This is a genomic window from Mesorhizobium sp. M7A.F.Ca.US.005.03.2.1 (assembly GCF_003997795.1).
Lineage (GTDB): Bacteria > Pseudomonadota > Alphaproteobacteria > Rhizobiales > Rhizobiaceae > Mesorhizobium > Mesorhizobium ciceri.
Genome location: NZ_RZRP01000006.1, coordinates 15,311 through 27,058, shown reverse-complemented (window position 1 = coordinate 27,058; position 11,748 = coordinate 15,311). Strand labels below are relative to the sequence as shown.

General features: G+C 62.3%; 8 protein-coding genes. 6 read left to right on the top strand and 2 right to left on the bottom strand.

The genetic code is table 11. The annotated features are described in order from the left end of the window. A partial coding sequence (locus tag EN991_RS00775; RefSeq protein ID WP_164768814.1) for a hypothetical protein occupies nucleotides 1–1,835 on the bottom strand: 1,835 nt, incomplete at its 3' end. A gap of 165 nt (nucleotides 1,836–2,000) precedes the next feature. On the opposite strand from EN991_RS00775, the gene EN991_RS00770 reads away from it, so the two are divergent. Further along, nucleotides 2,001–3,398, top strand: coding sequence for a YcaO-like family protein (locus tag EN991_RS00770; RefSeq protein ID WP_127367987.1), 1,398 nt, complete (start codon nucleotides 2,001–2,003; stop codon nucleotides 3,396–3,398). A gap of 401 nt (nucleotides 3,399–3,799) precedes the next feature. Here the strand turns inward: EN991_RS00770 and EN991_RS00765 are convergent, their stop codons facing one another. Beyond that, nucleotides 3,800–4,699 (bottom strand): LysR substrate-binding domain-containing protein, encoded by a 900-nt coding sequence (locus tag EN991_RS00765; RefSeq protein ID WP_164747153.1) that lies wholly within the window; start codon nucleotides 4,697–4,699, stop codon nucleotides 3,800–3,802. A 140-nt stretch (nucleotides 4,700–4,839) separates the two neighbouring features. On the opposite strand from EN991_RS00765, the gene EN991_RS00760 reads away from it, so the two are divergent. Genes EN991_RS00760 through EN991_RS41580 form a run of 5 tightly spaced genes read left to right on the top strand, consistent with a single transcriptional unit; the run spans nucleotide 4,840 to nucleotide 11,723 of the window. Further along, the gene (locus EN991_RS00760; RefSeq protein WP_013530418.1) at nucleotides 4,840–5,880 is read left to right on the top strand and encodes an aromatic ring-hydroxylating dioxygenase subunit alpha; all 1,041 of its coding nucleotides are present in this window, start codon (nucleotides 4,840–4,842) and stop codon (nucleotides 5,878–5,880) included. Further along, a complete protein-coding gene (locus tag EN991_RS00755; RefSeq protein WP_127367986.1) occupies nucleotides 5,877–7,004 on the top strand; it encodes a 2Fe-2S iron-sulfur cluster-binding protein in 1,128 nt (375 codons plus the stop codon). The genes EN991_RS00760 and EN991_RS00755 overlap by 4 nt, the downstream gene beginning before the upstream one ends. Before the next feature lie 42 nt (nucleotides 7,005–7,046). Next, nucleotides 7,047–8,168: an aminotransferase class I/II-fold pyridoxal phosphate-dependent enzyme gene (locus tag EN991_RS00750; RefSeq protein ID WP_127367985.1), complete on the top strand. Its 1,122-nt coding sequence runs from the start codon at nucleotides 7,047–7,049 to the stop codon at nucleotides 8,166–8,168. Continuing rightward, a complete protein-coding gene (locus EN991_RS00745; RefSeq protein WP_127367984.1) occupies nucleotides 8,165–9,691 on the top strand; it encodes an FAD-binding oxidoreductase in 1,527 nt (508 codons plus the stop codon). Before EN991_RS00750 ends, EN991_RS00745 begins: the two co-directional genes overlap by 4 nt. Before the next feature lie 22 nt (nucleotides 9,692–9,713). Continuing rightward, nucleotides 9,714–11,723 (top strand): DUF2817 domain-containing protein, encoded by a 2,010-nt coding sequence (locus tag EN991_RS41580; protein ID WP_127367983.1) that lies wholly within the window; start codon nucleotides 9,714–9,716, stop codon nucleotides 11,721–11,723. Nucleotides 11,724–11,748: the final 25 nt, after the last annotated feature.

The following is an 11,748-nucleotide window of genomic DNA, read 5'->3' as shown; positions in this document are numbered from 1 at the left end:
GTCTTGAACCACTCCACGGCGACAGCGCGGTCAAGCCTACCCGGCCCTTGCCACGCCGCCGTTAGGTTGCGTAGAAAACGTCTGAACTCATCCCCGGCCTCGCGGTTGCGTTTCAGCAACGCAAGTGCCGCCGCCGACCAGCCGTGGATGTCGGCGAACAGTTGATCGCTCTTGACCGCAGCGGCCACGCACCCCTCCAGATCATTGGCGAGAAAGGCAATGGTCGCCTGGTAGCCATGATAGTGAGCGTCGGGCATGGGATTGAGGTCGAAACTGCGCTTCGAAAGCTCCGATGCCCGTTGATGATCACCCATGAAGGAGCTGGCCAGCGCGTAGGCAATCAACGTCGCGGGGTTCCCGGCATTTTGCTCATGTGCAAGGCTGAAGTGAAAATCGGCCAGCTCCCAGCGTCGCGCCAGAAGGTGGCTCCAGGCCAGATTTACCTGGTTGCGGTGGTCGAATGGGTCGAGCAGGACCGAACGCTTGGCCAGTTCGAATGCGCGCTTTAGATCCTGCTCGATCGACGATGCACCCGGAACGACGATCCAACGCGAGTTGAGCACCGCAGCGAGGCTGGAATAGGCGCAGGACAGATCGGGATCAAGCCGGATGGCTTCCTCGTAGCGGGCGATGGCAGCTTCTTCGGTGTCCTTTCGCCACATGATCGAAAGCCGCTGTCCGTCCAGCCAGCAATCATAGGCCGAGAAATGGTTCGGGGAAGCTTGCGATATGCGATGCAGCCTGGCACTGGACAAGGCAATCTGCAGGCGCGCGGAAAAGCGTGCGCAAACTTCATTGAAGGCCGAGCGCCAGGAAGACGGATCCGACGGAACGGTGAGAACGAAGGCTTCTCCTTCTTGCAGGAAGTCATAGCAGGTAATTTGGAACACTGCTGGTCCATCCGTGTCGATCAGACGGATGAGGACGCCGATATCCACGTGTTCGCCTGCCGCCTGATGCATCTGATCCAGTGAGAATTCGCCGGCTTGCAACTCCGTTGACACGGCTGTCCAATGCCTAAATCGGGAAATCGAAGCCAGAAGCTCTGTCGCCAAGGCAAATTGCAGGTGCTCGTTCTCTGCTTCGCGCCTGGCAATGATGATGGCGATTGTCGGCTTCCCTGGGATGCGGCTGTCGTGATCGCCTTGCGCAAGGTCGGGGTCAGCCGCCCGCTTTTCACCGTCGTTGCCCGGCTTGAGCGCCTCTAGAAGGTGGAGGATTTCTGCCGGTGGTCGCAGATCCATGTCCGCTTTGAGTTCGGCCGCGTAGCGGTCGAAGAACGCTAGGGCGCGGGCATAACCGCTTTCCTCACAGACCCTCCGAATGGTCTCCACCACGGCATCGTCGAAAAACGGATCAAGTTGCAGGATGCACGCAGCGATGGATTTGCGCTGTCTCGGGTCTGTCTCGGCCGCCAGCCAGGCTGCGAGCCGTGTCACCAGCCTGTCGGTTATCATCGTCGACTGCATTCTCAGCCAGTTGTCGAAGACAGGATCGCAATCGTCCAACCCGGCGCAAAGTCCATCCCTGGCTTTGGCCAGCAGGAGCAGCGCACCGTCATAATTGCGGTCGTCGAGCGCACGTTCAAGCTCATCGATGTCGGAACGGATTGCAGTCGGATCGATTCCCAGGACGAGCTTGTCGACCGCGAGGTAATTAAGCCTGGTCTCGCTTGCCAGGCGTCGGAGATCCTTTATACACTGGCGCAGTGATCCGCGCGCATGCTCCTCGTCCTGCTCGCTCCAAAGCAATGCCGCCAGTCGCCCGCGCGTCTCGCGTGACCTGCCGCTCAGTAACAGATAGGCGAGAATCGCGCAGGCCTTCCGCTTGCCCAACGAGAACGTCTCCGAGCCCTTGCGAAGCTCGAAACCGCCGATTAGCCTAATCGCCAGACCGTCTGTGGAAATTGTCAACTCCGCCGGCTATCGTCTCGGTCGCCAACGGGCGCCCACCGCTTACCCTACGTAAACAGCAGAAGCCAAGATATTGAAAGAGCCAACATGCTGTTGCGCGGGTCGCATTGGATAACGCTTGCTCTGCTGATGCATCACGACCGGCCGATGACGGTGAACCAAGACGACCCGACCTGGGACCGCCAGTCGAGTGAAGATGATTTGGATGTTTTGGAGAATCTGGCTGCGACCCTTGTCGCTGCGCCCGAGAATGGGCTGCCCCTTTTGCACTTCGCGACACGCTACGACATTGGCGTTGAAGTGTTCGATGTTCCGGGTGGATTCCTGGCTATGTCCAACATTGCTCCATTCGAAGGGAATGAGAAACGATTCACAGCAAGTGGCAAAGGCTTTGATGCCGGCACGGCCGTGCTGTCTTGCCTCGGAGAGGCCGCGGAGATTTCCAGCTGGGCCTGCAGAGCCGAAGACATCACGGCGTCAGCACGCATCGGCTCTCCAGGCGATGGAATGAGGATCGATGCGATTCAGGTGTTGGGCTTTTCGCTGGAACAGATCCGACATCGCGATCGGCTCAACAGAGTGTGGCGTGGCTGGGACAGTATCCCTTCAACGGATCATCTGAACAATCCCCAGCTATGGGCGTCCGTTCGCAGCTTCCATGACGATAGGGTCGCGCTTTGTCCGGCGTTTCTCTGCTATGGCCGCTTTGGTGACGTCGCATATGGCGATTGCAGCTTGAACGTCGACACCAATGGTTGCGCCGCTGGCACAACGCGGGCCGATGCAAGAACCCGCGCCTTGCTTGAACTCGTCGAACGAGACGCCACAGGGATATGGTGGCACCGAGGCTCCCTGAGAAAGCGGCTGGATATCGCGCGGCTTGATGACCAAGGCTTGGCGTCTCACATCCAGCAGCATCGCCAAGAAACGGGACGCAGGCTCTGGCTTCTCGATATCTCGTCCTTCCGCACGGCCATCGTGACGGCGGCGATCAGCTGCGAAGACAGTGGCGAGCATATGGCGGTGGGTTTCGGGTGCAGCTTCGATATGGTTGCTGCCGCCCGGTCCGCGTTTTTGGAATTGATACAATCCGAAGCTGCGATGCAGGCCCATGCCGAAAGGGCAGAACGGCCCCGTAATAAAACGATGAGCGATGACGATCGTCGGATGACCCGCTGGAAGCGTTTCGCTGACGTGCGCAACTTTCGTTTCGCCATCGGCAAGCCTGCCGACGGCCTGGAAAGCGCTGGCGAAAGCAACGTCACCGACCTGCTGAATGAAATCGGCGAAGTTTGTGGTTCGCAGGTCCGGTTCGCCGATCTTTCGCGATCCGAGATTGGTATCCCCGTTGCAAAGGCGATCTGCGAGGGATTATCCCATTTCAAAGCGCGCTGGGGCTGCCACCGAAACGCCGCACCTTCCATCGCAAGTGATTCGAGCAAAACAGCAGGCCGCCTCTCGCAGGCCAGAAAACTTTTGATCTAATTGTTACAGGCAATGACGACACGGTCACGTTGGAGACCCGCCGCCGGTTACAGGACGCTGATGAGGAAGCCGGCGTTACGATGGTGGGGCGGGGCCAGGACTTCGTGTACGTCGGGATTTGCTCAAGCAGGGGCTCCGAGTTCGCCGGGATCTCGTACAGCGGGGAAGTTGAGTGAACCCCTGTTGACTTGAGGGCGCGAACGCTGCTGTTTTGGGTCGCAAAGCCGCCCGACGGCTAGCGGTGCAAGAAGGGCGAAAAAAGCGGACTTTTGTCGAGATATTTAGGGCAAACTGAAGCAATCCGTGGGACCGCACACCGCCGATCAATGTCTGGATCTCTTAAGACGCTGGTGCGCGCGAACTCGGCAGATGCAAACTTGTGTCTCCAGATCGGTGTTCGACTATCCGGCTAAGGTTGCGCCCAGTCGCTTGGAAATCGAAACAATCCAGGCTCGCAGCTCAGGACCAAAAGGCTTCTCAAGAATGGCCCGATCCCAAGCCAAAAAATAAGGTTCCGGCAGCCTGATCCGCTTGTCGAACGGGGCGACGAGCCTGCCCGACGCGATATCGTCGGCAGCCATCGACAGTTGCGCCAGCACAAAGCCCCTTCCGTTGGCCGCCGCATCGATCGCCGCGCTCGACAGGGAAAAGGCCACTTCGCCGGATGTTCTGCGGTGCACCGCGCCGATGCTTGCGGCCCATTCCGCCCATGTCGGCGGCGAGCGGTGATCGCGGGCCCATTCGATGCTGAGAAGCGGCAGATCGAGAATATCGGCGGGCTTGCCGACCGGATGTTTCGCCAGCAGCGTCGGCGAGCAGGCCGGCACCACCCAGTCGGTGAACAGTTCGGTGTAGTGCTCGAAATCACGATATTTCGTGCCGTACGAAATACGGAAGTCAACTTGTTCGGCGCCCAGCCTTGGCTCCGTCTCGGCGCCCACCAGCCGCACGGTCGCGCCGGGGTGGTCGACCTGCCAATCCAGGAGCTGCGGGCCGATCCATTTGCTGGCCAACGACGGCAGGCAGGAGATGGTCAAAGTGTCCGCGGACCGGGCCTGTTCGATGAGATCCTGGGCGTCGCGAATGTGTTCGAAGCCGACGGCAACCGCTGCGTGGTAAACGCGGCCCAGCGCGGTAAGGGCGACACTCCTGCCGCGCCGTTCCAAAAGCCGCGCCTCCAGGGCGTCTTCGGCCTTGCGGATCTGCTGGCTGACCGCGCCGACGGAGACGCCGAGTTCGTTGGCGGCCGCCGTCACACTGCCACGCCTCCCGAAAGCCTCGAAGGCCTGTATCGCACGCAGTGGGGGCGTCTTCTTCACCTGGGCAACGATCCTGGGGTCAGCTTGATTTAGTTTTTCTAAAATAGAACGCAGATGCAAGCCCTATGTCGTCCCAGGCCCGCAAGATATTCGTTTAGGCGTCACAAGCTCGGGAGGACGCCATGTTTCTTCGAAACTGCTGGTACGTTGCCGCATGGGACCATGAGGTCGCCGACAGGCTGGTGCCGACCCGGATACTTGGCGAGGATATTGTCCTCTACCGCCGGACCGATGGCGTGGTGGCGGCGCTCGAGGATGCCTGTCCCCACCGCAAGCTGCCGCTGTCCATGGGCCGCATCAAGGGCGACACTGTCGAATGCGGCTATCACGGGCTGACCTTCGACAGCACCGGAACCTGTACGCGCGTGCCCGGTGCTGAAAAGATACCGCATGTGGCATGCGTTCGTTCCTATCCGATCGCCGAACGTTACGGGCTGCTGTGGATATGGATGGGCGAAGCGGCAAAGGCCGACCCCGCGCTGATTTTCGCGGTCGACCACTGGGGCGATCCGGCATGGGGCGTCAATCGCGGCGAGTCCATGGCGCTCGATTGCAACTACCTCTACATGACCGACAACCTGCTCGACCCCTCGCATGTGTCTTGGGTCCACCAGTCCTCCTTCGGCGGCGTTCAGGCGATGGAGGATGCGCCACTCGAAACCACCGTAGGCGCGGACGGCGTGACCGTGTGGCGCTGGGTGGTCGATGCCGCGCCGGCGCCCTTCTATGCGCCTTTCCTCAAATTCTCAGGCAATTGCGACCGCAAGCAGCACTACGAAGTGCGCTACCCCTCCAACGCCATCATCAAGGCGATCTTCGTGCCGGCCCGCACCGGCGGCGAGGGCAAGCCGCTGCACGAGGACGTGTTCCTCATGGACAGCTACAACTTCATGACGCCGGTCGATGAGAACCAGACGAAATATTACTGGTTCCAGATGCGCAATTTCGCCCCCGACGATTTGGAGGTTTCCCGCCAGTTCGCCACCTCTGTGCGCGGCGCCTTCGACGAGGACCGCACCGTGCTCAATGCCGTGCACAAGGGCATGGCAAACAAGCGCACGCCCAATCTCGATCTGAAGATAGATGTCGGACCGCTGCGCTTTCGCCGGAACCTGGCCAAGCTGATCGCCAGCGAGAGCCAGCAATTGGCAGCTGCCGAATGAATGCATTCACCGCTCGCGACACCATCGCAAGAAGCGGATTTCGCGACCTGAAAGTGGTCGCGAAGGTGCGCGAAAGCGCCCTCATCACTTCATTCCATCTCGAGCCGGTCGATCCACAGGACTGGCGCGACTTCCAGCCGGGCCAGTTCCTGGTGTTCCGGATTCCGGTAGCGCGGGAGGCCGCCGGCGAAAGGGGATATGTGCTGCGCAACTACAGTATCTCCTGTTCCCCAGACAGCGCTTCCTATCGGATCAGTGTGAAGCGTGAGGCAGCACCCGGGCCGGGGCTTCCCGATGGGATAAGCTCGTGCTTCCTGCATGACCGTATCGACGTCGGTGATGTGCTTCAGGCGGAAGGGCCGCGCGGCGATTTCGTGCTCGACAAGGCCAGCAACCGTCCAGTCGTGCTGCTCAGCGGCGGCGTCGGGCTGACGCCGATGGTGCCGATGCTGCATGCGTTGGCTTCGTTGCCGGACCGCCGTGCCGTCTTCATTCACGCCTGCGACAACGGCGATGTGCATGCCTTGCGCGATGAGGTGACCGGCCTGGTCTCGACCCGTCCCGGCCTGACCGCACACTTCTGCTACCGGCACCCGTCCGAGCGCGACAAGGCCGAGCAGCGCTTCCATAGCGAAGGCATGATTTCGCGGGACGTGCTGCAGCGTCTGCTGCCGATCGATGACTATGATTTCTACCTCTGTGGCCCGCCGCCGTTCATGCAGGCGATCTACGTCATGCTGCGCGAGCTTGGCGCGCCAAGGTATCGCATTGCCTACGAATTCTTCGGCCCGGCGACGCTGCTTGAGCCCGATGCAGTGCGAGTTCCCGCGGTTCCAGCGCAGCCGGCAAGGATCGAGCCGGCCGGGGAAGCGACAACCGTGGAATTTCGGAAGTCGGGCCTGACGGCCGTCTGGGATGGCTCGGCCGTATCGTTGCTCGACTTCGCCGAGAACCAAGGTCTGTTGCCGGAATTCAGCTGCCGGGCCGGCATCTGCGGCACATGCAAGTCGCGGCTGATCTCGGGCGACATCGCCTATTTCGAAGAACCGCTGGACGAGCTTGGAAGCAGCGAAGTGCTGTTGTGCTGCTCCAAGCCGCGCGGATCAGTCGTCCTCGATATTTGACAAGATTGCCGCGCGTGGGCGCGGGGAAACGGAAGTCGGGATTTGGAACAGTCGGTCAAACCAGCGTCGAGCCTGCCGCTCAATCCGCATATCGCCGCCTTGCCGCCCTACAATGCCGGCATGAACATCTCGATGGCGCGGGCGCTGAGTGGCCGCAACGATGTCGCCCGGCTGGCCAGCAACGAGAACCCGGATGGGTGTTCTCCCGCCGTCATGGCCGCATTGGCCTCCTCATCCTTCGAGCCATGGCGCTATGCCGATCCGGCCTGCACGGCGCTGCGGGCGGCGCTTGGCGAAAAACTGGCGATCGATCCTGGCATGATCGTTGCCGGCAATGGTTCCGAGGAGATGATCGCCGCCATCTCGCGCGCCGTCCTGGTGCCGGGCGCCTCGGTCGTCACCACGGTGCCGAGCTTCGGGCTGCATGAGATAGAGCCGCTGGCTGCCGGTGCCGATGTCGTCAAGATTGCGATGACACCCGAGATGGGGTTCGATCTTGCCGCGCTCGAAGCGGCGATCGCCGTTGGGCCACGGATCGTTTTCATATCCTCGCCGTGGAATCCGGTCGGGCCGGGTCTCGACCACGCTGGCCTGCGACGGCTGATCGGCGCCGTGCGGCCCGGCACGCTTCTTGTCCTGGACGAGGCCTATTTCGAATTCGCCGATCCCGGCGCGCCCGACGGCATCGAGGTCCTGCGTAACAGCAGCATCGACCATGTCGTGCTGCGCACACTTTCGAAGGCTTATGGCCTGGCGGGGCTGCGCGTTGGCTATGCCGTTTGTTCGGGCTTCGAACTGGCAAGAGTGATCGCGGCCGCCAAGACGCCGTTCAACGTCAATGCGGCAGCGCAGGTCGCCGCAATTGCGGCACTGGCCGACGAAAGCTGGATGAAGGCGTCGGCGGGCCGCGTCAGAGCCGAGCGCGTGCGCACCGCCGCCGCACTTACGGGCCTTGGTTTCCGGGTTGCCCAGTCGCAGACAAACTTCCTGTTCTTCGACTGCAAGGGCGACAGCTCCAGCGTTGCCGCCGGTCTCCTGAAGCAGGGGATCATCGTTAAGGCGTGGCGCGAAGCCGGCTACGAGCACTATCTGCGCGCCACCATCGGCTTGCCGGCCGACAACGACCGGCTGATCACGGCGCTTCAGGGATTGGCTGGGCGATGAGCGGCCACGCGTCTCCCAGGCAAACGAACTGGATCGAGCAAGCGGTGCCGTTGTCGGTTGTCGACGCGATCCGCCATGTCGTTGGCGCCTCGAATGTGCGGACCGGTGATGATGCCGGGGCGATCGACCTTGGTTCGAACGGGATGGATTGCGCCGCCGGCATCGTCGTTGCGCCTTCATCGACCGGTGAGGTTGCGGCGGTGGTGCGCATCTGCAGTCAAAATGAGATTCCGATCGTGCCGCAGGGCGGGCGGACCGGCCTGGTCGGCGGAAGTGTCCCGCGGCCGGGCGAGATCGTTCTTTCCCTGGCACGCATGAACCGGATCGAGCGGCTCGATCCGGTCGAGCGCGTGGCGGTGGTCGGTGCCGGTGTTACCCTCGAAGCTTTGCAGTCTGCCGCATTTGAGCACCGGCTGGAGCCCGGTATCGATCTTGCCGCGCGCGGTTCGGCGACGATCGGCGGCATGGTGTCCACGAATGCGGGTGGCGTGATGGCCTTTCGCAACGGGGTCATGCGCCACCGCGTCCTTGGCCTGGAGGCCGTGCTGGCCGACGGATCGGTCTATTCCGATCTGACGCGGGTGGTGAAGAATTCCGCCGGCTACGATCTGAAGCATCTCTTCATCGGTGCGGAGGGCACGCTTGGCATAGTGACCCGCGTGGTCGTCAAGCTCGACCCTTCGCCGCGAGCCACCGCCACCGCGCTTTTCGGGCTGCCGTCTGTCGAAGCGGCGCTGCAAGTCATTCGTCTGGCGCTTGAATCGGATGCGGGACATTTGCGCGCGGCGGAGGCGATGTGGACCTCGTATTTCAGCCTGGCCGCAGCCGCGCATGAATGGTCCGAACCGAGCGTGCCGCTCGACCAGACACTGTTCCTGCTGCTGTCGCTTGGCGGCGCGCGCGAAGAGGCGCTGCGCGAAGATTTCGAGCGTATCTATTCGGAAGTGATGGAGCGCTATCCTGAAGCCACCGGCATCATTGCCGGCTCGCGGCGGCAAGAGGAAGACCTGTGGCGGTTGCGCGAGGACACCGGCGTGCTCTATCGCGCCCATCCCCAAGCGCCTTCCTTCGACGTGTCGGTGCCTCTGTCGGAAATTCCGGCCTACCTCGACAGAATCCTGCCCCGGCTCGCAGCGATCGAACCGGGTCTGGCGCCCTATGTATTCGGTCACCTGGCCGATGGAAACCTGCATATCATCCTCAACCGTCAGGGTCCGCTGGCGCCTGACGTAGCGGAGGCTGCCGAGAGCGTCCTGTACCAACAACTGCGGGAGATTGGCGGTTCTTTTTCCGCCGAGCACGGTGTTGGGTCCAAGCGCATCCATTCGCTGCTGGCGACGGTTGACCCGACGAAGCTCGCCGTGATGGAGCGGGTGAAACGAGCGCTGGACGATCAGTCGATCATGAACCCCGACAAGGTGCTTCCCTCCGACGCCTGGTTTGTCCGGTCCTCCAGGCCGCTCCTTTCCGGCAATGAGCGCCGATTGCCACCTCAGAACACGAGCGATCACAACGATGAATAGCCCCACGGTGGAACGACAGGGAATGAACGGATTGACCGCAACCGCCAGCGATCCGGTGGGATCGACCATGCGCCATGATGAGCCAGCCCCCGCCTATGCCCGTGATTTCGCCGTCCTTCGCAGGAGATTTCGCGAAGCCGCCGAGCGGGCCGGCGCGGAACTGTCTGAATATGTTCATCCGCTGAACGGCCCGGATGGCGAGACGCTGGCGACGGATGTGGCGCTGCTTGGCCGCCGCGATGCGCGCAAGCTGATCGTGCTCATCTCCGGTACGCATGGTGTCGAGGGCCCGTTCGGCTCGACTTGCCAGACCGCCTGGCTCGGCCAGAAGCACCTGCGGCGCCTGCCCGGCGACACAGCCATCCTTGCCATTCACCTCATCAATCCCTGGGGTACGGCTTGGTCGCGGCGCGTCAACGAGGACAATGTCGACCTCAACCGCAACTTCATCGACTGGTCTTCAAGTGCTCCCGTCAACAACGGTTATGCCGGCCTGCACGACGCCATGGCGTATCGCGAGTGGGAGGGACCGGACCGCATAGCGGCCGACGAGAAGCTCGCCGTGGCGCGCAAAAGGCTTGGGCATGCCGGGCTGGCGGCGATCGTCGAAGCCGGCCAGTATGAGTTCGCCGACGGCATGTTCTACGGCGGTGGCGGCCCGGTCTGGTCGAACCGCACCTTGAACGAAATTCTGAAGACCTTTGCCGGCGCGGCGCGCCAGGCCATCGTCTTCGACCTGCATACCGGCGCCGGGCCTTACGGTTATCCGGCTCTGCTTTCTGTGGCGAGTTCCGAGCATGACGGCCTTGCCTGGGGCAAATCCATCTTCGGGCCGGCGCTGGCGACAGTCCTGACAGGCCAGGGCGCCAAGACCGATACCGGCATCACGGCAACGGCGACCGGCTATGTCTCCGATGCCGTCCGCAAGGCAATGCCGAACGCGCGCGTGCTGCCGCTTGTCGTTGAATGCGGCACGTTGGACGGGCCGGCTGTCATGGAAGCGGCCCAGGCCGACAACTGGCTGCATCTGTTCGGCAAGCTCGATTCGCCGTTGGGCAAGCGGATCCGCGACGCTCTGCGTTGCGCCTTCATCCCGGATGACCCAGACTGGCAACGCACCTGCCTGTCCAGCAGCCTGCGCTATTTCGATCGTGCGCTGGCGGACCTGCGAGCCGTCGAGATAACCCAGGACACCAGCAGCGAACAGACGCCGCCAACCCTTCCTGCCGTCGCGGCCGATCCGGCGCCCGCTGACAAGGCAAAGATCACCACGCCGGCCGTGCAGATCGACGAGCTTCACAAGAGCTTCGGCTCGCTTTTGGTGTTGAAGGGCGTCAATCTCACCGCCCATGCCGGTGAGGTCATTTCCATGATCGGCTCGTCGGGCTCGGGCAAGAGCACGTTCCTGCGTTGCATCAATCTTCTGGAGCAGCCGGATGGCGGCAAGGTCGCCATCGATGGCGAGGTGATCAAGATGAAGCCGCTGTCGAGCGGCCGTCTTGGGCCAGCCGACATGGCGCAGGTCGAACGCATCCGCGCCCGCGTCGGCATGGTGTTCCAGAACTTCAATCTGTGGCCGCACATGACGGTGGCGGAGAACATCATCGAAGCGCCCCGGCACGTCTTGAAGGAGCCCCGCGAGAAGGCCATCGAACATGCGCACGCCTTGTTGAAGAAGGTCGGGCTCGCCGACAAGCACGCTCATTATCCGGGCCAGTTATCAGGCGGCCAGCAGCAACGCGCCGCGATCGCCCGAACGCTCGCGATGCGTCCCAAAGTCATCCTCTTCGACGAACCGACATCGGCGCTCGATCCCGAGTTGGTCGGCGAGGTGCTGCGCGTGATCCGTCAACTGGCGGAGGAAGGCAACACCATGATCCTCGTAACGCACGAGATGCAGTTCGCGCGCGAGGTCTCCCACAAGGTTCTGTTTCTCCACCAGGGAAAGGTGGAGGAAGAGGGTGCGCCCGCGGAGCTGTTCGGCAACCCGCGCTCGGAGCGTCTGCGCCAATTCCTGGCTCGGACACTGTGAGGGAAGCATCCTCGAAGCGTCCGGT